The sequence below is a fragment of the Providencia sp. genome (assembly GCF_040396775.1).
In the GTDB taxonomy this organism is placed as follows: Bacteria; Pseudomonadota; Gammaproteobacteria; order Enterobacterales; family Enterobacteriaceae; genus Providencia.
Window position 1 is genome coordinate 197,962 of sequence record NZ_JBEBNT010000002.1, and the last position, 22,498, is coordinate 220,459.

The 22,498-nt window shown below is 43.7% G+C and carries 22 protein-coding genes and 1 tRNA gene; 8 read left to right on the forward strand and 15 right to left on the reverse strand.

Features of this window, described 5'->3' with window-relative positions; genetic code table 11:
- Positions 1–8 precede the first annotated feature (8 nt).
- The 3 genes from ABWP91_RS03380 to tesA form a co-directional block, all read right to left on the reverse strand.
- Positions 9–869, reverse strand: coding sequence for a co-chaperone YbbN (locus ABWP91_RS03380; protein WP_353242029.1), 861 nt, complete (start codon positions 867–869; stop codon positions 9–11).
- A gap of 59 nt (positions 870–928) precedes the next feature.
- Positions 929–1,732, reverse strand: a complete 804-nt coding sequence (locus ABWP91_RS03385) for an SDR family oxidoreductase (protein ID WP_353242030.1) — start codon at positions 1,730–1,732, stop codon at positions 929–931.
- A gap of 77 nt (positions 1,733–1,809) precedes the next feature.
- Complete coding sequence (gene tesA / locus ABWP91_RS03390) at positions 1,810–2,451, reverse strand: multifunctional acyl-CoA thioesterase I/protease I/lysophospholipase L1 (protein WP_353242031.1); 642 nt, start codon at positions 2,449–2,451, stop codon at positions 1,810–1,812.
- Here tesA and ybbA point away from each other — a divergent pair.
- From ybbA to ABWP91_RS03405, 3 genes are all read left to right on the forward strand, one after another.
- Entirely contained in the window at positions 2,419–3,105 is a 687-nt protein-coding gene (ybbA, locus tag ABWP91_RS03395) for a putative ABC transporter ATP-binding protein YbbA (RefSeq protein WP_353242032.1), read from the forward strand. The two genes, tesA and ybbA, sit on opposite strands and share 33 nt — an antisense overlap.
- Positions 3,102–5,549, forward strand: coding sequence for a putative ABC transporter permease subunit YbbP (gene ybbP / locus ABWP91_RS03400; protein ID WP_353242033.1), 2,448 nt, complete (start codon positions 3,102–3,104; stop codon positions 5,547–5,549). The genes ybbA and ybbP overlap by 4 nt, the downstream gene beginning before the upstream one ends.
- Before the next feature lie 140 nt (positions 5,550–5,689).
- A complete protein-coding gene (locus ABWP91_RS03405; RefSeq protein WP_353242034.1) occupies positions 5,690–7,072 on the forward strand; it encodes an esterase-like activity of phytase family protein in 1,383 nt (460 codons plus the stop codon).
- A gap of 126 nt (positions 7,073–7,198) precedes the next feature.
- Here the strand turns inward: ABWP91_RS03405 and ABWP91_RS03410 are convergent, their stop codons facing one another.
- The 5 genes from ABWP91_RS03410 to ppiB form a co-directional block, all read right to left on the reverse strand.
- A complete protein-coding gene (locus ABWP91_RS03410) occupies positions 7,199–8,437 on the reverse strand; it encodes an MFS transporter (protein WP_502935788.1) in 1,239 nt (412 codons plus the stop codon).
- Between the two features lie 117 nt (positions 8,438–8,554).
- Positions 8,555–9,637, reverse strand: coding sequence for a 5-(carboxyamino)imidazole ribonucleotide synthase (gene purK / locus ABWP91_RS03415; RefSeq protein ID WP_353242036.1), 1,083 nt, complete (start codon positions 9,635–9,637; stop codon positions 8,555–8,557).
- Positions 9,637–10,152 carry a 5-(carboxyamino)imidazole ribonucleotide mutase gene (gene purE / locus ABWP91_RS03420; RefSeq protein ID WP_353242037.1) on the reverse strand — a complete coding sequence of 172 codons (516 nt, stop codon included), beginning with the start codon at positions 10,150–10,152 and terminating at the stop codon, positions 9,637–9,639. Before purE ends, purK begins: the two co-directional genes overlap by 1 nt.
- A 148-nt stretch (positions 10,153–10,300) precedes the next feature.
- Positions 10,301–11,026, reverse strand: a complete 726-nt coding sequence (locus ABWP91_RS03425; RefSeq protein WP_353242038.1) for a UDP-2,3-diacylglucosamine diphosphatase — start codon at positions 11,024–11,026, stop codon at positions 10,301–10,303.
- A gap of 10 nt (positions 11,027–11,036) precedes the next feature.
- Positions 11,037–11,531, reverse strand: coding sequence for a peptidylprolyl isomerase B (gene ppiB, locus ABWP91_RS03430; protein ID WP_353242039.1), 495 nt, complete (start codon positions 11,529–11,531; stop codon positions 11,037–11,039).
- A gap of 268 nt (positions 11,532–11,799) precedes the next feature.
- Here ppiB and cysS point away from each other — a divergent pair, with 268 nt between their 5' ends.
- Together cysS and ABWP91_RS03440 are read left to right on the forward strand one after the other, a co-directional pair.
- On the forward strand, positions 11,800–13,188 hold the full coding sequence (gene cysS, locus ABWP91_RS03435; RefSeq protein ID WP_353242040.1) for a cysteine--tRNA ligase: 1,389 nt from the start codon (positions 11,800–11,802) through the stop codon (positions 13,186–13,188).
- A 327-nt stretch (positions 13,189–13,515) separates the two neighbouring features.
- Positions 13,516–14,253, forward strand: coding sequence for a protein-tyrosine phosphatase family protein (locus ABWP91_RS03440; protein WP_353242041.1), 738 nt, complete (start codon positions 13,516–13,518; stop codon positions 14,251–14,253).
- A 43-nt stretch (positions 14,254–14,296) separates the two neighbouring features.
- On the opposite strand, the gene ybcJ is transcribed toward ABWP91_RS03440, so the two are convergent.
- Both ybcJ and folD read right to left on the reverse strand, forming a co-directional pair.
- Positions 14,297–14,509 (reverse strand): ribosome-associated protein YbcJ, encoded by a 213-nt coding sequence (gene ybcJ / locus ABWP91_RS03445; protein WP_219246167.1) that lies wholly within the window; start codon positions 14,507–14,509, stop codon positions 14,297–14,299.
- Positions 14,510–14,527: 18 nt separating this feature from the next.
- Positions 14,528–15,385 carry a bifunctional methylenetetrahydrofolate dehydrogenase/methenyltetrahydrofolate cyclohydrolase FolD gene (gene folD, locus ABWP91_RS03450; RefSeq protein WP_353242042.1) on the reverse strand — a complete coding sequence of 286 codons (858 nt, stop codon included), beginning with the start codon at positions 15,383–15,385 and terminating at the stop codon, positions 14,528–14,530.
- Between the two features lie 187 nt (positions 15,386–15,572).
- On the opposite strand from folD, the gene ABWP91_RS03455 reads away from it, so the two are divergent.
- The 3 genes from ABWP91_RS03455 (at position 15,573) to ABWP91_RS03465 (ending at position 17,739) form a co-directional block, all read left to right on the forward strand.
- Positions 15,573–15,649: transfer RNA gene (locus tag ABWP91_RS03455), tRNA-Arg, on the forward strand.
- Positions 15,650–16,029: 380 nt separating this feature from the next.
- Positions 16,030–16,839 carry an HTH-type transcriptional activator RhaS gene (gene rhaS, locus ABWP91_RS03460; protein ID WP_353242043.1) on the forward strand — a complete coding sequence of 270 codons (810 nt, stop codon included), beginning with the start codon at positions 16,030–16,032 and terminating at the stop codon, positions 16,837–16,839.
- A gap of 42 nt (positions 16,840–16,881) precedes the next feature.
- Positions 16,882–17,739 carry a helix-turn-helix domain-containing protein gene (locus ABWP91_RS03465; protein ID WP_353242044.1) on the forward strand — a complete coding sequence of 286 codons (858 nt, stop codon included), beginning with the start codon at positions 16,882–16,884 and terminating at the stop codon, positions 17,737–17,739.
- Positions 17,740–17,777: 38 nt separating this feature from the next.
- Here the strand turns inward: ABWP91_RS03465 and rhaM are convergent, their stop codons facing one another.
- From rhaM to ABWP91_RS03490, 5 genes are all read right to left on the reverse strand, one after another.
- On the reverse strand, positions 17,778–18,092 hold the full coding sequence (gene rhaM, locus ABWP91_RS03470) for an L-rhamnose mutarotase (RefSeq protein WP_353242215.1): 315 nt from the start codon (positions 18,090–18,092) through the stop codon (positions 17,778–17,780).
- A gap of 11 nt (positions 18,093–18,103) precedes the next feature.
- On the reverse strand, positions 18,104–19,255 hold the full coding sequence (fucO, locus tag ABWP91_RS03475; RefSeq protein ID WP_353242045.1) for a lactaldehyde reductase: 1,152 nt from the start codon (positions 19,253–19,255) through the stop codon (positions 18,104–18,106).
- A 39-nt stretch (positions 19,256–19,294) separates the two neighbouring features.
- Positions 19,295–20,329, reverse strand: coding sequence for an L-rhamnose/proton symporter RhaT (gene rhaT, locus ABWP91_RS03480; RefSeq protein ID WP_353242046.1), 1,035 nt, complete (start codon positions 20,327–20,329; stop codon positions 19,295–19,297).
- 74 nt (positions 20,330–20,403) lie between these two features.
- Complete coding sequence (gene rhaD, locus ABWP91_RS03485) at positions 20,404–21,225, reverse strand: rhamnulose-1-phosphate aldolase (RefSeq protein WP_353242047.1); 822 nt, start codon at positions 21,223–21,225, stop codon at positions 20,404–20,406.
- Positions 21,226–21,235: 10 nt separating this feature from the next.
- Entirely contained in the window at positions 21,236–22,486 is a 1,251-nt protein-coding gene (locus tag ABWP91_RS03490) for an L-rhamnose isomerase (protein WP_353242048.1), read from the reverse strand.
- Positions 22,487–22,498 lie beyond the last annotated feature (12 nt).

Here is a 22,498-nt window from a genome sequence, read left to right on the forward strand (position 1 = left end):
TCTAACCCTTAATAAAGTAATGAATACATTTGGCGGCGATATTTACTCGCAATCGCATCGCCTGTACCCATGGCAGACATAATGTCCATCATGGTTTTTTTCACGGCGCCGTCACCTGCGCCTAAGTCTTTACGTAAGAAGCTAAATAACATCTCAAGAGCTTCTTCGTTACGGTTCACTTCGTGTAATTTTAGCGCTAATTGAACGGCTAACGAGGTATTTTGCGGATCTTGATTAAATTCGTCCTGCAATTGCTGGATTTCAGGGGTATCCGCTGCTTGTTTTAGTAATTCAATTTGCGCAATCAGCCCTTGATAACGGCTGTCTTTGTCTTGTAATGGCACAACGTTTAATGTGGTTTGTGCATCATCGACAAGTTTTAGGTTAATTTGCGTTTCCGCTAATAACAGCGTGATATCGCTATTTTTCGGGTTTAACTGGTGCGCTTCTTTCAGTAGAGGCAACGCTTCTTGTGTTTTACCTTCAGCAATTAATTCAGCTGCTTGCGCTGCTTTCATCTCTTCAGGGCTTGGCAGAACACGGGATAAAATTTCTAACACCACCTCTTCTGGCTGTGGCCCTTCAAAACCATCAACAGGGCGACCATTTTGCAGCACATACACCGTTGGAATGGCTTTTAAGCCAAACTGGCTGGCAATCATTTGTTCTTCGTCACAGTTAACTTTAGCTAAGATATATAAACCTGCGTAGTCGTTGGCAATTTTTTCCAACATTGTGCCAAACTCTTGGCAATGAGGGCTACGCGGTGACCAAAAGTAGAACATGACGGGTAAGTTCATTGATTGTTCAATGACTTGATGAAGGTTTGTTTCGTTAATATCAATAATTTGGGCGTTATTCGCAAACATAGGGTATCTCTTTTGAATGAGTTAGCATTAATAGTAGAGTGGGGCTTATTTTGCTTTTTTCAAGCCTTTTTTCCCTGATTTGCCAGTATTTTATCCATCAGTTTGTCAGGTAAAACACGTTTAAGTACTCGAACAGCTACCGTTAATAGTGTGACAGAATAACGCACACGTGGACGTGGGCTTTCTAACGCATGGATGAGTTTTTCCACCACATGCTCTGGGGTTAAGGTAAAGCGTGAGGCAATCCCCGGGTTTTTAACGGGTTTATCTTTTTGAGTTTGTTCAACATTTTGCGTAAATGCCGTGTGAATGGGCCCTGGCTCAATTAAACTCACAAAAACACCACTGCCTTTTAATTCTAACCGTAAGGCATCCGACCAACCTTCCAATGCATATTTGCTCGCTGCGTAAGCACCACGACCTGGCGTAGAGATAATCCCCATCACCGAACTGGTCTGCACAATGCGCCCTTCGTTGTGTGCTAGCATGGCGGGCAGCAGTTGTAAGGTCAATTGGTGGACTCCGAAAAAGTTGGTGGCAAACTGGGCTTCAAGCTGTTCCCGACTCACACTGTTTAATGGCCCATAGACGCCAAATCCGGCATTGTTGAATAATCCGAAAAGTCGGTGATTACAGAGTGTTAGCACCTCTTGTGCCGCTGTATCTATGCTATTCTTATCATCGAGGTCGAGAGCAACCGCATCAAAGCCAAGGTCTCTCAAGCGTAAAATATCGCTTTCTTTGCGACACGCGACAATCACACGGTAGCCACGTTGGCGCAGAGTTTGGGCAGCACAAAAGCCTATACCGCTTGATGCACCAGTGATCAGAACCGACTTTCCGTTTCGTGCTGAAGTTTGCATAACTTTACCTTCATTTCATGCAACTGAATTTATTTCGCGTATAAAGAGGCCTTTATCGCGTTTGTTTACCGTCTATTTTACTTGTTTGAGGGTAAAATATGTGCGGAAAGTTGTTTTTCCATAAAGTCAGCAATGGATGGCTGTGCTTCAACAGTCGGGTGAATCCCATCTTGTTGTATCCATTCAGGCTTAGTAATGACGGTTTCCATGTAAAAAGGCAGCAACGGAATTTGATTGTTATCCGCTAGTTTCGGGTACACTTTCTCAAAGCTTGTTGTATAGCGTTTTCCATAATTTGGTGGAATACGAATTTGCATTAAGAGCGGTTTTGCACCCGATTGCACGATTTGGTCGATAATTTGCTGTAAATTAGTTTCCAGTTGTTCGACAGGCAAGCCTTGCAGACCATCGTTAGCGCCTAATTCGATCAGCACCCAGCTCGGTTTATTTTGTTCCAATAAGGTAGAAAGGCGTTCCAGCCCTTGTGCTGATGTATTGCCACTAATGCTGCCATTGACCACCTCAATAGGCGGGGACAGTTTCTGCCAGCGGTCGGCAAGCAAAGAGGCCCACGCCTGCTCAGCCGGTAAACGGTAGCCTGCACTTAGGCTATCACCTAAGATCAATAGCTTAGTTGACGCAAGGGTATGTCCGCTTGCAGTCAGTAACAGGAGAAAAACCAATATATGTCGGCGAATAATATTCTTGAAGTTCATCATCTCATTAAACGTGTTGGTCAAGGTGAACATGAACTGACTATATTGCAAGGTGTTGAGCTAATTGTCGAGTCTGGTCAAACAATTGCTTTAATTGGCGAGTCTGGATCGGGGAAATCAACCCTGCTTGGGATTATTGCGGGTTTAGATGACGGCACGAGCGGCACGGTTAATTTGTTGAGCCAAGACCTAACCCGTATGGATGAAGAAGAGCGTGCCCGTTTGCGTGCGCAAAGCGTGGGGTTTGTGTTTCAATCATTTATGTTGATCCCCACATTAAATGCCATTGAAAACGTGCAGTTACCTTCACTGTTGCGTGGTGAATCAGAGTCAGCGAGCTACCAGCATGCAGCCGAGTTACTGACCGATTTAGGCTTGAAAGACCGCATGAAACACATGCCGCCACAACTTTCTGGTGGTGAACAGCAACGTGTAGCACTGGCTCGTGCATTTAATGGCCGACCACAAATTTTATTCGCCGATGAGCCGACAGGTAACCTCGACAGACAAACAGGGGATAAAATTGCTGATTTACTGTTTGCCATGAACAAAGAACATGGTACGACGCTGATTTTAGTCACACACGATAACGAACTCGCCGCACGTTGCCAGCGCCGCTTACGCTTAGTTGACGGGCAATTGAGGGAGGAAGCATGATTTGGCGTTGGTTCTGGCGTGAATGGAAAACGCCCTCATTACTGATTGTTTGGTTAGCGCTTACTCTCGCTGTTGCGTGCGTATTAGCGTTAGGGCGTATTAGTGACCGTATCGAAAACAGCATGAGCTACCAAAGTCGTGAGCTACTTGCAGGGGATCTGGTTCTGCGTTCTTCACACCCGAGCGACCCAGCTTGGTTGCAAGAGGCCCAAAAAGACGGGTTAAAACTGAGTCAGCAGATTTCATTTTCGACGATGGCCTATGCAACGGAAGATGAAGATGCCCGACCACAACTGGTATTAGTCAAAGCCACCGATAAGGCTTACCCGCTGTATGGTGGGTTAGTTACAGAACCCGAGGGGTTAGTACCAACCCAAGGGGAGGTGTTAGTTGCCCCTCGCTTATTAGAGTTATTGAACCTGAATATTGGCGATAATATTGATATCGGTGATGCGACATTAAAAGTGTCTGGTAAATTAATTCAAGAGCCTGATAGTGGTTTTAACCCGTTCCAGATTGCACCAAGGGTATTAATTGCGATTGAAGACGCACCGTTAACAGGGGCAATTCAACTCGGTAGCCGTTTAACTTATCGCGACATGTTTGCGGGTGATAGTCAGGTTATCGATACATTTCATCAAAAATTTGATAAAGACCTGCGTAATGACCAGCGCTGGTATACCTTAAGTGAAGACAATGGCGCGGTGGGGAAAACCTTCCAACGTGCTCAACAGTTTTTGTTGTTATCTGTCTTATTAACCCTGTTGTTAGCGATTGCTGCCGTTGTGGTTTCTATGACTCACTATTGCCGCAGCCGTCACCAGCTGATTGCGGTTCTAAAAACCCTTGGCGCTGGGCGTAGTGCGTTACGTAAATGGATCATTGGCCAGTGGTTAGTCATTTTAGTGGCTGCGGCGTTATTAGGCTCATTATTAGGGTTAGCCTTTGAAGGTATTTTGATGCAAATCTTAGGTGCAATGCTGCCAAAAGAGTTGCCCCCTGCTAGCCTAATGCCGTGGGTCTGGGCAGTTGGAACATTGTTTATCATAGCCGTTATTGTGGGCAGTCGCCCTTATTACCAATTGATGGCGACACAACCTTCGCGGGTGCTACGTGAAGATGCTAAATCCCCCGTGTGGCCGCTGCATTATTATCTCCCAGTGGTGAGTTTAATTGTCGTGGGCGGGTTATTTATTTTTGCGGGTGTGAACCCGCTGTTATGGTCGATTTTGGCGGGGATTGTTGTCGTTGCGATTTTATTGGCATTGATTGGTTGGGTCGGGCTTTGGGGGCTGAGGCACATTAAGTTTCGCCAACTGAGTTTGCGCCTTTCTGTTAGCCGTTTATTGCGCCAACCGTTACAAACTATCACCCAAATGAGCGCATTTTCGCTGTCGTTTATGTTATTGGCATTATTAATTTTAGTGCGGGGGGATTTGCTCGATCGTTGGCAGCAACAGCTCCCCGCGGATAGTCCAAATTATTTTCTGATTAATATGAACGAGTCACAGCTTAAGCCCGTAACAGAACTATTAGCACAGTACCAAGTTAAACCGACCGAGTTTAACCCCGTGGTATTGGCACGCTTAACGGACATTAACGACCAATCCGCTATTGAGTGGGCTGATAAGCGCGATCCGAACAATAACACGGTGAGGCGTGAGCTCAGTTTGACGTGGCAATCCCATTTGGCACCTGCAAATATTGTGGATGAAGGCACATGGCCACCGAAAGCGGGTGAAGTGTCCATTGAACAAACCGTGGTGAAAGAGCTAGGGTTAAAACTGGGTGATAAGCTGACGTTTAATGCGGGAGCACAAGTCTTTTCAGCGACGGTAAGCAGTATCCGAACGGTAGATTGGGAAAGTTTACGACCGAATTTCTACTTTATTTTCTCGGAAGAAAGTTTATCGAAAATGCCTGCAACATGGCTGAGTAGCTTCCATTATGAAGGTGATGGCCAGCTATTGACACAACTTAGCCGCCATTACCCGACTATCAATGTGTTAGATACGGGGGCTATCATTACACAGATTCAGCAAATTCTTCAGCAAGTCAGCCAAGCCCTTGAAGTGATGGTGGTTTTGGTGATTTTCTGTGGGCTATTGCTATTGTTGGCTCAAATTCAAGTGGGTATGAGCCAACGAGAACGGGAGCTGGTGGTTTATCGAACCTTAGGGGCAAGCAAAAAACTCATGCGTAGAACGCTATGGAGTGAGTTTGCATTGCTTGGCTTAATGGCAGGCCTTGCCGCAGCCTTTGGTGCTGAAATTGCCCTGTGGTTATTGCAAAGTAAAGTGTTTGATTTCCCATGGCAACCCGAATGGCGTATGTGGGTGCTATTGCCTTTATGCGCGGCTATTTTGCTGTCTATTTGTGGTGGCTGGTTAGGCCTGCGTTTATTAGGCACAGGCAGCCAGCACCGCCGATTACCCAATGGGTGATTAGTTTATAGGGAATAATTGGGCGTGAAATGATTTACGCCCAATTAAAATAACTGTCTTCAATCCTTCACAAAACCGTCATTTACTCAAGTTATGATTCCGCCGTCGATTATTGATAGCCTTAAAGTGGAAACATAACCATGCAGCATAAAAACTCAATTAAACGCTCAGTTAAACAAAAAGTAGGGTCGTTTTCTTTACTGGCAAGCTTGATTTCATTTAGCCTCTCAGGGTTCGCTCAACAAGAAGTGCCTGCCACATTAGCGGGGCATTCTATTCTTCACGTTGATTCTACAGTTCCTGCACCACAAAATGCGCCTTCAGACTTGCAAGTGAGTGGGAAATTCACCACGGGGACACGCGTTGATACCCTCGGTAAAGTGGAGGGGAAATCCGCTGATCGCCCAACAGGAAAATACATTCCAATTAAAGGGCAGCCATTACAAGGCCATTCGGGGATTAAACGTATGGCAGATGGCTCCTATTGGGTGTTAACGGATAATGGGTTTGGTAATAAAGTGAATTCACCAGACTCGATGCTGTATGTGACGCAATACGATATTGATTTTAAATCAGGCAAAACCACACCACTCAAAACGGTTTTTTTCCATGATCCCGATAAAATCATTCCTTTTCATATTATTAATGAGAGTACACAGGAACGTTATTTAACGGGCAGTGATTTCGACCCAGAAAGTTTTCAATTTGCGGATGGTGCGTTATGGGTAGGGGATGAGTTTGGCCCATACCTGATAAAAATGGATTTGGATGGCAAAGTGCTAGCCCTGTTTGAAACGCAAGTCGATGGCAAAAAAGTGGTTTCCCCTGATCATTACCAAGTTACCACACCGGGTAAACCAACGGATAAAGTGGCTTTCCAAGTTAATCGCTCAAAAGGATTTGAAGGGATGGCTTCCTCGCCAGATGGTTCAAAACTGTACCCAATGCTTGAAGGGGCAATTTGGGTTGATGAGAAACAAGATTATGAAAATTTGGATGGCAAACGTGCTGCTCGTATTCTTGAATTTGATGTAAAAAAACAAGATTGGACGGGTAGAAGCTGGTTGTATGTATTTGAAGACAATCAAAATGCTATCGGCGATTTTAATTTAATCGATGACACCCATGGCTTAATTATCGAACGTGATAATGGTGAAGGGACATCGGATAAAGCCTGCGCCGCTGGCAGTACGAACACGGAAAATTGCTTTAGTAACCTAGCGAAATTCAAACGCGTATACCGCATTGCATTTTCAGACGAAAACGTCGGTGGAGCGGTTGATAAGCAGGCGTATATTGATTTAATGAATATTAAAGACCCAAATAGTCAGGCAAGAAAGCCACTGAATGATGGGGTATTTACCTTCCCATTCTTTACGATTGAGAACGTAGACGTGGTTGACGGAGAACATATTATTGTTGGAAATGACAATAACTACCCATTCTCATCGAGCCGTGAGCCTAACCAAGCCGATGATAACGAGTTTATTCTGTTGAAAGTCCCTGAATTGTTAAAGCCTTGATTGACTTTGTGCCACCTCATTGCAGTTTGGCGTGGCACAATGTGAAACACATGTTTTGATCCAATATCTGGTTTTCTGAACATTTTCCCTTGGTTATTATTTTCCCGAGCTTGTGCTCGGGATTTTTTATTTGGTATTGAGTGCGGGCGGCTTCATCATTAAGGTCAAACCGAGGATCACCACAACAGGGGCGGCAATCACTAAAAATGCTGGGGTGAAGCTCCCTGTATAGTCCTTGATGCCACCTGCGATAAATGGCGCTAAACAGGCGATAGTGGAAATCAAGTTAACCACAGAAAACAGTTCTAAATAGGGGCCGCGGCCAAAGTAGTTTGATAGCAAAACACTGGAGGCTAAGAATGTCATGCCGTAACCAATTCCTACGCATAGAACAAATAAAATTAACCAGAACCAAGAGCTTGCGATACTGAGGAAGATAACCCCTAGCACCATAATAATTAAGCTGCCGATCAGCAGTTTTTTCGGCTCCAGCCATTCTCCAGCAGCACCACCAATAAAACGTGAGAATGCATTTACAAAAGCCATCGTACTCAGTAATGAAACCGCTACCGTCATACCGAAGCCTCGTTCTTCAATATGGGCAACTGCAAAGCTATTTACGGTAATCCCACACCATAAAAATGACGTATACGTTGCAGCGATTAAATAAAATTGCCACGTGCGCAGAGCGCGTCCAACCGTCCACACTTCAGCTGTACGGTAAATGGGTTTATTTGCATGACTGACTTGTTTTTGCATCACTTTTTTGGCGTGTTCTTGCTCTCGCTTGCCTTCACGTAACATAAAAATAGTGATAAGTGTGACGATGCTGAGATAGACCGCGCATAGAACCCAGTGCATACGCCACGAGCCCAGCTGGTTTGAGGCGTAGAAATAAATCCAAGGCCCTGCAACTCCACCGAGCCCACCAATGGTGAAATACAAGCCAAAGGCGAGGGACTGTTTTTCAAATAAGCGGGAAAGCACGTAAGTGCCAGGCACGGTAGCTAATAAGGTAAAACCAATACCAATTAAGGCGGTACCTAAGAAATAGGTGCTGATGGTGTTGGTGGAATAAAGACTATAAAAGCCTGCAACGAACACTAAGGTGCCGAGCAATAATGTGGCTCGTACACCGACTTTACGGATTAGCAGAGAAGGTAGGAAACTTGCTAACCCACAAGTTAATCCTAATAAGGTAAAGCCAAAACCCGCTTCACTCCAGCTCCACTTTAGTTCGCTGATCATTTCGGGCAAAACAACACCTAAGGAGGTGAAAGTGGTCGCGGTGGCTAAAAAATATACTAGCCCCAACAGAACTAAAATACACCACTGGTAAAACGGACTAAAATGCTGCGAAGACATAGTAACTCCAGTCATGCCGCACACCTTTAGTCAGGAGAGTTATCATCTGGATGACGGCGAAAATAGCAGAATGCCCGAAAACAAGTTCGGGCATCGATTAAGGGCTATTTTCCCTATTTATTGGCGCGAGTACCAGTCTAATTTTTCATTTGCCCACTCAATGCCACTTTTGTACTCATTTGGTAAAAGCGGCACTAATGCGCTGAGCGTATTGGCTAACAGTTGGCAATCGCTGTGGGAGAGGTTTAAGTGGCCAACTTTACGGGCTGGGCGCACCTCTTTTTCATACCAATGCAAGTGGACGAGTGGCAAATTGAGCCAATCAATATTCACACCAGTACCAATTAAGTTCACCATTACCGCGGGGCTGAATACTTCAGGGGATGGCATTGGCAGATTCAAAATGGCACGCAAATGTAACTCAAATTGGCTGATTGATGCGCCGTTTTGTGTCCAGTGCCCGCTATTATGTACGCGAGGGGCAATCTCGTTGATGAGTAGTGTATCGCCCACAACAAAGCATTCCATTGCCATCACACCAATATAGCCAAGTTCATCCATCACCGCACTTAACATAGCTTGTGCGGTCTCTTGCTGGGGATTTGTGGATTTTGGAAACGCAACGCTGGTGCGCAAGATGCCTTCTTGGTGCAAATTGTGAGTGATAGGGTAAAAAACGGATTCCCCCGCGGCATTGCGTGCACCAATGACAGACACTTCAGCATCAAACGGGATGCCTTGTTCGACAATACATTCACCGTAGACTTCAGCAGGTAGATTAATTTCATCGCCGGGGCGTACACGCCATTGGCCGCGCCCGTCATAGCCACCGGTTCTGCGTTTTACTATCAGGAAATCACCCAATGAGGCAAACAATTCAGGCCATTGCTCTGGGGATTCAAGTAGTGCCCAAGGGGCGGTTGACAAGTTTAAGCTATCAAACAGGCTCTTTTGCGGAAAGCGGTCGGCTAAGCGCGGGAAAATATCGCGGTTAATAAAGGCATTGTGGCGTGCTAATTCTTTGGTCAATGGTGTTTCAGGCCAACGTTCGATTTCAGCGGTGATCACGCTTTGCTGATAAGGAACGGCTTCAGGTTCTGCATCAAGCCCTACAGGGAAAACAGCGATACCCAGCGGCTCACCAGCTTGGCGTAGCATACGGCCTAGTTGGCCATTGCCTAGTACGCAAACAGGCTTCATTACGCTTCCCTCGGGTCTGGGTTATTGAGTACGTCATTAGTTTGTGTTTCACGCCATGTGGATAAGCGCTTGAAAACAGCTTCATCAGCGATAGCCAAGACTTGAGCCGCTAGCAATGCGGCATTTGCAGCGCCAGCTTTACCTATCGCCAGGGTGCCCACAGGAATGCCTTTTGGCATTTGGACGATGGAATATAAGCTATCAACTCCACTAAGTGCGGCACTTTGTACAGGAACACCAAAAACAGGCACTAAGGTTTTGGCCGCTAGCATACCCGGTAAATGTGCTGCGCCACCTGCGCCTGCAATAATCACATCAAAGCCGTTTGCTTTGGCTGTTTCGGCAAATGAAAACAGTTTATCGGGTGTGCGGTGTGCGGAGACAATTTCGACGTGAAAAGGAATTTGGAGTTCGGTTAATACATCAGCAGCGTGCTGCATGGTCGTCCAATCACTTTTCGAACCCATAACAATGGCGATTTTTGCCGCAGATTGAGCAGAAGCTTGGGCAGTCATTTGGTGCTTTCCTGTATTGAAAAAAATGTCACCCGAAGGTGGAGAATTGAATTGAGCCGATCATATCACGACAAAGCAGCAAGGAAAACGTTTGCGTGGTTAATAAGTAAGCAAACGGTCGCGTTTGCGACCAAGAACTTTTATGGGATTATTCGAAGGGAAAGAAAATCAGCTCAATACCGTGTTCATTAATGACGAAGGCTGAACCTTCATGGTGCCATGCACCTAGTACACCACGAAAATACATTTTCCCACCAATATTGACTTCATGAATGGCAGGGCGATGGGTATGACCGTGGATCATCCATTGGGCTTGGTGTCTTTGTAGTGCATCAACAACCGCTTGTGGATTAACATCCATGATAGACTCGGCTTTCATGCTACTGGCATATTGGCTGTTTTTACGCATTTTTTGTGCGATTCGGCGGCGAATAAACAGCGGTAGCGTGAGGAAAACTCGTTGGATCCAAGGGGTGTGGACTTTTTTACGGTAGTTTTGATAAGCCATATCATCGGTACACAAAGTATCACCGTGTAGAATTAAAATGCGCTTATCATAAATATCGAGAAGGGTTTCTTGGGATAGAATCGTCATCCCGCACTGCTTGGCATAGCGTTTACCAATTAAAAAATCACGGTTGCCATGAATAAAATAACAAGGAATGCCTTTTGCTGTGAGCTGTTTTAGCTCATTTGCGACGCGCTGATGAAGCGGGGTGTTATCGTCATCGCCCACCCAATAATTGAAAAAATCACCGAGGATATACAGGTTGTCGGCGTGGATGGCTTGCTGTTGAATAAAGTTGATAAAACCGGCGGTGATCGCCGGTTCATCTTCACTCAAATGCAGATCTGCAATGATGTAAGTGGACATAGAGGCAGGATTACTCGCTGACAGTCACTTTTTCGATCACAACATCTTCACGAGGAACGTCTTGGTGGAAACCGCTACGGCCAGTTGAAACGCCTTTGATTTTGTCAACCACGTCCATGCCTTCAACGACTTCAGCAAATACGCAGTAGCCCCAACCATCTGGGCGTTCTGAACGGAAGTTTAAGAAGTCATTATCAGCAACGTTGATAAAGAATTGCGCGGTGGCAGAGTGTGGGTCGTTAGTACGAGCCATTGCCAGCGTACCACGGGTGTTTTTTACACCGTTGTTTGCTTCGTTTTTAATAGGCGCTTTCGTGTTTTTTTGTTCCATGCCCGGCTCAAAACCACCGCCTTGGATCATGAAGCCGTTAATAACACGGTGGAAAATGGTATTATTGTAGAAACCTTCACGGCAGTAAGTTAAAAAGTTTTCGACTGTGACTGGCGCTTTATCGTCAAATGTTTTGATAACAATGTCGCCGTGATTGGTATGAAATGTAACCATAATAGCTATCCTGAATAATTGTTTTTTGTGCGCTATCTTGCGAAAGCGTTGAGATCTGCACGTTTATATCACAGATAAAACCCGACTTGAAGTGACAGTGCGTTTTGCAGGTGCTTTATAGCATAATAGGTGTGTATTAAATGCCTGTTGAATTCAACAAGAAAAGGCGGGGTAAACCCTTGCATTCTTAAGGTGATCGGGGTTCAATAACATGGTATTTTACCGATAGAAATCGATAATCATTTTTCACTTACATGGAAAAGTCCAGATGCTACAAATTTTTAATACACTAAGTCGTCAAAAAGAAGAGTTTAAGCCCATCCACGCAGGAAAGATTGGGATGTATGTGTGTGGCATCACTATCTACGACTTGTGTCATATCGGCCATGGCCGGACATTTGTGGCATTTGATGCAATTAGCCGCTATTTGCGCTATTTGGGTTATGATTTGAATTATGTTCGCAACGTGACGGATATCGACGATAAAATCATTAAACGTGCCGCGGAAAATAACGAAAGTGTTGAAGAACTCACCACTCGCATGTTAGCGGAAATGCACAAAGATTTTGATGCGTTGAATATCTTACGCCCTGATAGCGAACCACGTGCTACACGCCATATCGGCGAAATTATCGAGTTGACTGAAAGCTTAATCGAACGTGGCCATGCTTATGTGGCGGATAACGGCGATGTGATGTTTGAAGTGAAAACTGACCCAAATTACGGTCTGTTATCTCGTCAAGATTTAGAACAGCTTCAAGCGGGTGCTCGCGTTGAAGTTGCAGACGTTAAACGTAACCCAATGGATTTCGTGCTTTGGAAAATGTCTAAAGAAGGTGAGCCAAGCTGGGAGTCACCTTGGGGTTTAGGCCGTCCGGGTTGGCATATTGAATGTTCTGCGATGAACAGCAAAACATTGGGTAACCATTTTGATATTCACGGTGGTGGTTCTGACTTAATGTTCCCGCATCATGAAAATGAAATTGCTCAATCCACCTGTGCTCATGATGGTCCATACGTTAATTATTGGATGCACTCTGGAATGGTGATGGTTGATAGAGAGAAAATGTCGAAGTCTCTCAATAACTTCTTCACGATTCGTGATGTGCTCGAGTATTACGATGCTGAAACAGTGCGTTATTTCCTGCTTTCAGGCCATTATCGTAGCCAGCTAAATTACACAGAAGAAAACCTGAAGCAAGCGCGCACTGCGTTAGAGCGTATGTACACCGCACTACGCGGCACAGACAAATCAGCAAAACCAGCGGGTGGCGAAGATTTTAAAGCACGTTTCGTTGAAGCCATGAATGACGACTTTAATACGCCAGAAGCCTATTCCGTGTTATTTGACATGGTGCGTGAAATCAACCGTTTGAAAGCGGAAGATATGACCCCAGCTAACGGAATGGCGGCAGAACTGCGTGAATTAGCAGGCGTGCTCGGCTTACTGGAACAAGACCCAGAAAGCTTCTTAAAAGGCGGTGCCCAAAGTGAAGATGATGCGGAAGTTGCAAAAATCGAAGCGTTAATTCAGCAGCGGTTAGATGCACGTCAAAACAAAGACTGGGCACAAGCTGATGCTGCACGTGATGCATTAACGGCGATGGGCATTGTGCTGGAGGATTCATCGGCGGGGACTACTTGGCGTCGTAAGTAAGCGCCTACGCCTACGCGTCATATTTCGCGCTGTGGCGGTGTTGCCATCACTTGGCTACTTGGGTCACATACTTGTGTATACTCCCCAAGCTATCCGCGTTCGGCGCCTAGCCACAACACGAACTATTTAGCGTATTGGGTGCAGAATTTAATAAAACTAAACGGCTAGGTATTGATTCAATATCTGGCCGTTTTCTATTTAGTGGCTAAATTTGCAAGAAATAATTATTGTTCCATCAAATAATAAGCTCAATTAATGAACAAAATGCAGCCATCAACAGTGCGAACAAGATGATGGCGCTATTATTTGAAATAAGGGTTAATAATTATGCCATCACCAATCAACTCATCAATCAGAAGTTTATGGTCTGCAACATCCGTTAAAAAAAGCCTTGTCACCTTTTTACAAAATCTTGTGGGGATTAAAAGGCAGCCAGCGAATATGCCCACTGCAACTTGGTATATTCCAAGTGCGGTGCCACCCGAAAGTGCAATAGCGCCAATTAATGCAAAACAAGTACCGATAAAAAGCGAACAAAAGGTAGTAACGGCAGAGATTGAACCGAGCAAGCCCAAAACACCACCCGTTGAGCGATTTCTCTCAGATATTATGCAAAATAAACCCAAAGTGGTGATTGTCTGGTCATCACCCCAATCCCAAGAAAAACAAGGGAAATTATTGTTTTCTGAAGGTGTTAAAGAGCAGCAGTTTGGTGATTTGAAAATAAAAAAATTTGGTATAAATAAAAATGGAAATACTGAAAATTTAAAGTTTGAATGCTTTAACTTAGTCGTTATGCGAAATGACCATCGACATGAAGTCCCTGTGATGCATGTAAAGAACTGGTCTAGTGAGCTGAAGCTCCCAAGAGATGAAAATTTAAAGCTGATAAGTCGAACAGTTGAATTAATAGACGAGTCAGCGAAACTGAATAAGTCTAACGAAAAGAAATCCGTCGATAATGGGATGGGTAAAATGATTCAATTTTCTTTTGACGGTACAGTACCGAAAGACATACTAAATAGTATTCGGATAGATAATGCATTGGGTCGAGTAAGATCTTAATTAGGGTAATTGGTAAGCTGAAAATACCAGCTTACCAATGAAATTACTCTGCGATTTTGACCTGTTCGTCGCCCATAGAGACAACTTTGCCTGCCAAAATTTTACAGCGTTTACGGGTTTCTACTTCGCCATCAACCTGTACTAAACCTTCAGCGATCATAGCTTTTGCCATTGCGCCACTTTCTGCCCAGCCTTGAATTTTTAGCAAATCACACAGTTCAACGTGTGGGTGCCCTTCAAGATTGAAAATTTCCATGAATAACTCCAAAATACATTAAATATCGTGATACTCTTCGCACGCTTGTAGCGTGTTTTGAATCAGTGTTGCAACAGTCATTGGACCAACACCACCCGGAACAGGGGTGATCCACGCTGCGCGTTTTGATGCTTCATCAAAGTCCACATCACCTGTCACCTTACCATTTTCTAAGCGGTTAATGCCCACATCAACTACAATAGCACCCGGTTTAATCCATTCTCCTGGGATGAAATTTGGTTTGCCAACAGCCACAACGAGCAGGTCAGCATTGCGGACATGCTGTTCTAAGTCTTTGGTAAAGCGATGGGTCACAGTTGTTGTACAGCCCGCTAATAATAACTCAAGACTCATAGGACGACCGACAATATTCGATGCACCAATAATAACGGCATTGAGGCCATAAGTATTGATGTCGTAGCGTTCAAGCAGCGTGACAATTCCACGAGGCGTACAAGGGCGCAAGCGAGGCGCACGTTGGCACAGGCGGCCGACGTTATAAGGGTGGAAGCCATCAACGTCTTTATCTGGGCGAATGCGTTCAATCACTTTGACGTTATCAATCCCAGCAGGTAATGGCAGTTGAACTAAAATACCGTCAATTTCAGCGTCTTGGTTTAAATCGTCAATCAGTTTCAGAAGTTCAGCTTCTGTTGTGGTGTCGGGTAAATCATAAGAACGAGAAATAAAACCGACTTCTTCACAAGCACGGCGTTTGCTACCGACGTAAATTTGAGAAGCAGGGTTCGCACCCACTAAAATGACCGCGAGACCCGGAGCCCGTTTCCCTTGTTCTAAACGTAACTGTACTTTTTGGGCAACTTCCTGCCGAATTGTCTGCGCAATCGTTTTCCCATCAATAATTTTTGCTAACATCTGTAACTTAATCCATATATGAGACACGGTGATGACTCTATTTTGTCAGAAGTTAACGCCATTGTCAGTTCAAACTGTTACATAAAATGAGCATATAGCTATTTTAGTAGCGAAAAGCCATTGACTCGGCGCTCAGCAACCGTATAATTCAACGCCATCAGCCAGATAGGCTGTCTGCATTAACAATGCGCCCTTAGCTCAGTTGGATAGAGCAACGGCCTTCTAAGCCGTAGGTCACAGGTTCGAATCCTGTAGGGCGTACCATTTCGAAGTCAATGGACATCAACCGATGTCTTTTTTTATGCCTAAAATTCAGTTAATTAGCTGATTTTACCCCTTTTTTTGATAATCAATCCTATTTTAATAAGTCAGAGAGTTAAAATACCTGAAGATTGCTTTATCTTGCAAAATAGCGATCTTAGATGAAGTAGCCTTGGTGTATTCAATGTCACATTTCGCGCATTTATTCGATGAACTCTTGAAAATATTGCCAATAACAAGTGATTGCTTGGCAGTAATTTCAAGGTGATTTTGGATAAGATCACTAGAATGAGGAGATAAGGGTATTTACGGTAAATGGATTATCGGGACATAAATCCAACGGTGAGTATTATAGGTGAGGAGTACTTATTGGGAGATCTTTCATGAAACTCTATAGCGAAGATTTTTTTATCACACCACAGCAGCACATTGCGGTTGAACCAAGGGTACCTCAGCCTATTTTTCCTGAGCATACACATGATTTTAGTGAGATTTTTTTGGTGACTCAAGGCGTTGGCCTACATGTACTTAATGGGCGGCCTTATACATTATGCCCAGGTATGGTATGTTATATTAAATCCAGCGATTATCACTTATTTGATAATGTCTCTAATCTCAATTTAACTAACGTGTTATATCGTTCAGACTCTGGCTTTACTTATTTAAACAATATCAGTCATTTTTTCCCCGCCGATACTGAAAAAAACATTTCCCATTGGTTATTAAATAAAGAGCATTGCAATAAAGCGCAACAGATCATTGATAAACTTAACGAAATTGATGGTTCTGACCCTGCTTATACTGAAAGTTTGTTCTTACAGTTAATTATGAACCTGCAAGAGGGTCGTTATAATCACATAGGTGAGGGGAGTAATGAACAGCGTATTATTCAGATGTTACGGTGGTTGAATGCAAATTTTATGGAAGAAATTGATTGGGAAAGTTTAACCGCTCAGTTTTCGGTTTCGTTACGTACTTTTCATCGATATATGAAAAATAATTTAGGTATATCGCCACAAAATTATTTAATAAAGCTGAGGCTATCTGAAGCATATTATCAAATCCGTTTTTCAGAGAAAACGATTACGGATATTGCGCTGGAAAGTGGTTTTAATGATAGTGCGTATTTTTCAACGCGTTTTAAGAGCGAGTATAATTTCACACCTCGTGACCTGCGTCATTGCAGCAATTAACAAAGATCGTCATGATCATCTTTACACTTTTTTGAGGTGGTTATGATACAAAAAATTCTGTCTCTCAATAGTAGCGATTATTTTATTCGGCCTGAAAATACCGTGACAGTAGAAAAACGGAACTCTCAGGAAGATTTTATTATTCATAGCCATGATTTTAATGAGTTTGTGATCGTTTTTTCAGGGAATGGCTTACACCATTGGAATGGTGATGATTACCCGATTACGTGTGGTGATCTGTTTTATATTAATGCAGAGGATAGTCATGGCTATCACTCTGTAAATGATTTAAAACTGGTGAATGTCTTATATAAGCCTAATGAATTTTTGATTCAACAGTCTATTGAAAAGTATGTGCCATTGGGCCATCAACCAGAAATATCTAGGCATTGGAAGTTACCACCTTCGAGTTTACCAACATTAACGCCAATTATTGAAAAAATGTCATCAGAATGCCAAAAACCTGATATCCCCTCGATTCATCTTTGTGAAGGGTTATTCTTACAACTGGCAATTTATATTTACCGTTTACGATATCAGCCAGACCAAGCACCAATAAGCTTATTACATCAAATGGATCAGCTAATAAACCGTTTAAATTTAAGTATCAATACGCCATTTTCACTAGATAAGTTTGCTAAGGAACACAAGTTGTCAGCTCGTTCATTACAGCGTTTGTTCAAGTCGAAAACAGGAATGACGGTAATGGAATATCTGCAACAATTACGTCTGTGCCAAGCGGCATTATTATTACGTAGTACTTCATTGTCGATCAGTGAAATCGCTGGGCAATGTGGTTATGAGGACAGTAATTATTTTTCGAGTGTTTTCCATAAAAAAATGAATATGACCGCAAGCGCATATCGCCATTGTTTTTTACAAAAAAATAAATTGAGATAAGTGCTAGCCAATAGGCTAGCACTGTCTCGGGAAGAATATTACTCTAAATAAAATACGGTATTTAGCTCATCGCTAATTGGGCTATTATCGGGATTTGATGGCATGATATCCGACATATATTTCCACCACCTTTGGCACACTTCTGTTTGTGCAATGCTATCCCAACGTTCCTGAGATTCAATTTCCACATAGCCAAACAATAAGTTTCGTTTGTTATCTAGGAAGATAGAATAATGATGTGCTCCATGTTCCTTGAGTGTAAGCACTAATTCAGGCCAAATTTCATCGTGTCGGCGCTGATACTCTTGGTGTGCATCAGGAGCAACTTGCATCACAAATGCTTTTTTTATCATCATATTATCCCCTAATAAATTGCTTGATATAATTCAATGATGTCGTCTAATGTTGCATTGCGTGGATTGCCCCCAGTGCACACATCTTCAAAGGCTGCCTGAGCAAGGGAGGGGATGTCTTCCAATTTCATGCCGATTTCACGAAGTTTTTCAGGAATGGCAACATCTTTATTCAGTACAAAGACTGCGGCAATGGCTTTGCCTCTGGCTTCTTGAAGTGATAGGGAGTCTATATTTTTTACTCCCATTGCACGGGCGATATCGCGGTATTTTTCCCCTGTATAATTTGCGTTATACGCCATGATATGGGGTAATAAAATGGCATTGGCGACGCCATGAGGTGTATTGTAAAACGCCCCAAGTGGGTGAGCCATACCATGCACCAATCCTAAACCAACGTTAGAGAAGCCCATTCCAGCCATATATTGTGCAAGAGCCATTGTTTCAACGCCTTGCGGATCACCCTTAACGGATTGCCGTAACGAGTTGCTGATCAATTCAATAGATTTAAGATGCAGAGCATCAGTTAGAGCCCAAGCCCCTTTAGTGATATAGCCCTCAATCGCATGAGTTAGGGCATCAACCCCAGTTGCGGCTTTTAGGCTAGCGGGCATGGATGCCATCATTGATGGGTCAATAATCGCAACCACAGGGATACTGTGGGGGTCAACGCAGACAAATTTACGGCACAGTTTGTTGTCTGTGATGACGTAGTTAATTGTGACTTCTGCTGCGGTTCCCGCGGTAGTGGGTATTGCAATAATCGGAACCGCAGGGTTTTGGGTCGGAACGACACCTTCTAAACTCACCACATCTTCGTACTGTGGGTTATTGATAATAATCCCAATTGCTTTGGCGGTGTCTTGCGGAGAACCACCGCCGATAGCGATAAGATAATCTGCATTAGATTGTTTGAAGTGTGCTAATCCTTGTTGGACGGTATCAATGGTTGGGTTAGGAATAACAGCATCATAAATGGCGTAGTCCAATTTAGCGTTATCTAATAATTGGGTGACTTTACTGACAACATTAAATTTAACCAGATCTGCATCTGTAACTATCAGTGCTTTGTTAAATTGGCGTTTTTGAATTTCCTCTATAAGGTAGTTAATGGCTCCCTCGCCAAAGTATGAGGTTTCATTGAGTATCATTCTATGGGTCATCACTGACCTCCCGATCGATTAAAATAAAAAGCCGTTACGTTATGCCGCCATTCCCAAGCCAACAATATTTGCAGCTAAGATAATCACTAAGCAGCCTAAACATAAAATTCGGACAGGTTTTCTGCCAGTGCCTTTCCATTCTTTTAGGGCTAATCCCACAATACCGCCACACAGTACATAAAAACTCATATGTAGCATCCAGCTCATAAAGCCGTATTGTGATGGGATATTGGCGTGTCCCCATGCATAGAAGAAGAATTGGAAGTACCACATACCGCCACCCAAAATGGCAAATAAAATATTGCTGATTAGTAGGGCTTTGGGGACAGAGATATCTGATTTGAAAGAGATATCTTGGCGATAAATAAGCCTAATAAAACAATAGCCCAAGTTGATTAATGCGCCGCCACCCATAATGATGACGTAGCTTGGTAGTGCGACATAGAGAGGTGAAACGCCTTGTGCTGCGGAAGCTTCGTGCATAGGAACAGCAGCGCTCATAGCAAATGACATACCCGCAGAGAAAATACCGCACATCACGGCCAGTAATAAGCCTTTTTTCAGGTTGAATTCTTCTGCCCGTACTCCGGTCGCTTTTTCTTTCAGTAACCCTGCATAGGAGACGATGGCGACCCCTAGAACAGCCACTAAGACACCGAGGATCGTTAATTTTCCGCCCGTAGAAGCAATTAACTCGCCAAATGTGCCTTGAATAATAGGGGTCATCAAGGTACCGACGATGAGTGTAATTCCAATGGCAATCCCAATCCCCATTGACATACCTAAATAGCGCATGGTTAAGCCATAGCCAATATTACCCACCCCCCACATGGCGCCAAATAAAAATACGGGGATCAGAATATTTGCACTAAAAGAGCTGTAATAGGCCCAAAAGTCAGGAAGTAAAATATAACTGATGGTCCAAGGTAAAATAATCCACGAAAAAATACCGGCAATGGACCACATCGTTTCCCATGACCAGTTTTTAACTTTCTTTAATGGTGCGTAAAAGCAGGCGGCTGAAGCTGCGCCGACAAAATGCCAAAAAATACCGAGTAAAATTCCACTGCCCATGAACTATCCCTCACTGTTTATTATCGTTTTAATTTCTCTGTGGAAGAAGAGCCCTATCCACAGAGAAACAGGTTTTATTTCAATGCATCAGACATTGGTATGACATTAAATCGCTTGGCAAGCGCAATCAGATTTTCTGTTGAAATAGTTTGTTTTTTACCCCCCATGGAGAGAACTTTTACCAATATCTCCGCGGATTTTTCTGCGGTATCAATTAAACCAAAAGCATCATCTAGGGTTGGGCCGGAGCCAAAAATACCGTGGAATGGCCAAAGTACTAGGCCATGTTGTTTCATTTGTTCCGCCGTTTCTAAACCGATACCATCTGTGCCAGGTACCATCCATGGCAGCACACCAATACCATCAGGGAAAACAACCAAACATTCGGTACTCATTTCCCATAAATGACGTGTGATGGATGCACTATCGAGTGGTAAAACATAGCTTAATGCAATGATGTTAGTTGCATGACAGTGCATGATGACGCGGTTGGTACCATTAGTGACCTGCATACGTGTGATATGCGATTGAAAATGTGCAGCAAATTCAGAGGTTGGTATTGCGCCATTCACAAAGCCCCAAACAATATGGTAACCCTGACCTTCGTTATCGATACGAACCAGACCCAAGTTATCTGCGGGGTCTAAGGCAACGTTACGGAAAAATTTACCGGAGCCTGTAACAATAAAATATTGGTTTGCGAGCTCTTTAACTGGCTCTGTCGCTTTGATGTAACGCGGTTCAGCGTGAAAGGTGTGTTTAAATGGCGTTACATCGTCTTCGGTTAGTCGTAAGCTCACATTGCCACCATTGCGTTCATCCCAGCCTTTGAGCCACATATCACTGGTAGCTTTGATCATCCCTTGAACAAACCAAGATGTCAGAATATCTTGCATACAATTCACCTTAACGTGTTAATAATGTTGATTTTTCGTATTGTTTAACTTCATCTAACCATTTTTCGCCGACAGGAACATTGTTGCGTTCGCAATATTCATCCCAAACGGCTTGCCATGGCAGGCATTTCTGTTCTTCTAATAGCGCAAGGCGAGCCGTGAAGTCCCCTTCAATTTCAAGTTGGCGTAATCTTGCTGTAGGTTCAAGCAAGGCACGCAGCAATGCTTTTTTCATATTGCGAGTCCCAATGACCCAAGCGGCAATTCGGTTAATCGATGCATCAAAGAAATCGAGACCAATATGCACGCGGTTTTTTAAGTTATGGCGAATGATTTCATTGGCAATGGCTTGAGTTTCATCATCTAACAAAATGACGTGGTCACTGTCCCAACGTACAGGGCGACTGACGTGTAGTAGTAGACGTTCAACATAGGGAATGACCGCTGAAATTTTATCCGAAATGACTTCGGTTGGATGGAAGTGCCCAGCATCTAAACATAAAGCGGTTTTACGTGTGATGGCATAGCCCAAATAAAACTCACTGGAGCCTGCGGTGTAAGACTCTGCGCCAATACCGAATAATTTACTTTCGACGGCATCGATGTGATATTTAACATCAATTTTTTCACTGATAATTTCATCCAATGACTCGACTAAGCGTTGGCGTGGAGCATAGCGGTCAATGGGGAGATCTTTCATCCCGTCAGGGATCCAAATATTCATCACGGAAGCGCTTTTTAATGACTCACCAAAATAGGCAGAAATACGGCGGCAAGCTTGCCCGTGGCCAATCCAATAGTCTCTAATTTCTTTATTACTATGAGTGAGTGTTGCTTCGCCACTGAGCGGATGGGAAAAATAAGAAGGGTTAAAATCGAGTGCGATATGATTTTTTTTCGCCCAATCCACCCAATTAGCAAAATGGCGTGGTTCAATTTCATTACGTTCGACGGCGGTATCTGCTTCAAGATAAAGAGCATGCAGGTTAACGCGTTTAGGACCAGGAATTAAGCTCATCGCTTTATCCATGTCTGCACGTAATTCAATCGCATTGGTCGCTTTGCCGGGGTAATTACCTGTAGCTTGAATACCGCCGCTTAAAGCGGTTGCGGATTTTTCAAAGCCAGCCACGTCATCTCCCTGCCAGCAATGCATCGATACAGGCAAGTCTGCCATGGCTTGCATCGCCAGTTCAGTATCGATACCAAGGTCAGCAAAACGTTGTTTGGCAATAAGATAACTTTCTTTGTAATTAGACATGAAATTTTCCTT

Excerpts from the sequence above, each read along its gene's own strand:
- ABWP91_RS03425 (WP_353242038.1), bottom strand. The coding sequence starts at position 11,026 with ATGTCCACTTACATCATTGCAGATCTGCATTTGAGTGAAGATGAACCG.
- ybbA (WP_353242032.1), top strand. The coding sequence starts at position 2,419 with ATGTCGGCGAATAATATTCTTGAAGTTCATCATCTCATTAAACGTGTT.
- cysS (WP_353242040.1), top strand. The coding sequence starts at position 11,800 with ATGCTACAAATTTTTAATACACTAAGTCGTCAAAAAGAAGAGTTTAAG.
- ABWP91_RS03380 (WP_353242029.1), bottom strand. The coding sequence starts at position 869 with ATGTTTGCGAATAACGCCCAAATTATTGATATTAACGAAACAAACCTT.
- rhaM (WP_353242215.1), bottom strand. The coding sequence starts at position 18,092 with ATGATAAAAAAAGCATTTGTGATGCAAGTTGCTCCTGATGCACACCAA.
- ABWP91_RS03405 (WP_353242034.1), top strand. The coding sequence starts at position 5,690 with ATGCAGCATAAAAACTCAATTAAACGCTCAGTTAAACAAAAAGTAGGG.
- ABWP91_RS03385 (WP_353242030.1), bottom strand. The coding sequence starts at position 1,732 with ATGCAAACTTCAGCACGAAACGGAAAGTCGGTTCTGATCACTGGTGCA.
- ABWP91_RS03465 (WP_353242044.1), top strand. The coding sequence starts at position 16,882 with ATGATACAAAAAATTCTGTCTCTCAATAGTAGCGATTATTTTATTCGG.
- ybcJ (WP_219246167.1), bottom strand. The coding sequence starts at position 14,509 with ATGGAAATTTTCAATCTTGAAGGGCACCCACACGTTGAACTGTGTGAT.
- rhaT (WP_353242046.1), bottom strand. The coding sequence starts at position 20,329 with ATGGGCAGTGGAATTTTACTCGGTATTTTTTGGCATTTTGTCGGCGCA.
- folD (WP_353242042.1), bottom strand. The coding sequence starts at position 15,385 with ATGTTAGCAAAAATTATTGATGGGAAAACGATTGCGCAGACAATTCGG.
- ppiB (WP_353242039.1), bottom strand. The coding sequence starts at position 11,531 with ATGGTTACATTTCATACCAATCACGGCGACATTGTTATCAAAACATTT.
- rhaD (WP_353242047.1), bottom strand. The coding sequence starts at position 21,225 with ATGCAAGATATTCTGACATCTTGGTTTGTTCAAGGGATGATCAAAGCT.
- fucO (WP_353242045.1), bottom strand. The coding sequence starts at position 19,255 with ATGACCCATAGAATGATACTCAATGAAACCTCATACTTTGGCGAGGGA.
- tesA (WP_353242031.1), bottom strand. The coding sequence starts at position 2,451 with ATGATGAACTTCAAGAATATTATTCGCCGACATATATTGGTTTTTCTC.
- ybbP (WP_353242033.1), top strand. The coding sequence starts at position 3,102 with ATGATTTGGCGTTGGTTCTGGCGTGAATGGAAAACGCCCTCATTACTG.
- purK (WP_353242036.1), bottom strand. The coding sequence starts at position 9,637 with ATGAAGCCTGTTTGCGTACTAGGCAATGGCCAACTAGGCCGTATGCTA.
- ABWP91_RS03490 (WP_353242048.1), bottom strand. The coding sequence starts at position 22,486 with ATGTCTAATTACAAAGAAAGTTATCTTATTGCCAAACAACGTTTTGCT.
- ABWP91_RS03410 (WP_502935788.1), bottom strand. The coding sequence starts at position 8,437 with ATGTCTTCGCAGCATTTTAGTCCGTTTTACCAGTGGTGTATTTTAGTT.
- purE (WP_353242037.1), bottom strand. The coding sequence starts at position 10,152 with ATGACTGCCCAAGCTTCTGCTCAATCTGCGGCAAAAATCGCCATTGTT.
- rhaS (WP_353242043.1), top strand. The coding sequence starts at position 16,030 with ATGAAACTCTATAGCGAAGATTTTTTTATCACACCACAGCAGCACATT.
- ABWP91_RS03440 (WP_353242041.1), top strand. The coding sequence starts at position 13,516 with ATGCCATCACCAATCAACTCATCAATCAGAAGTTTATGGTCTGCAACA.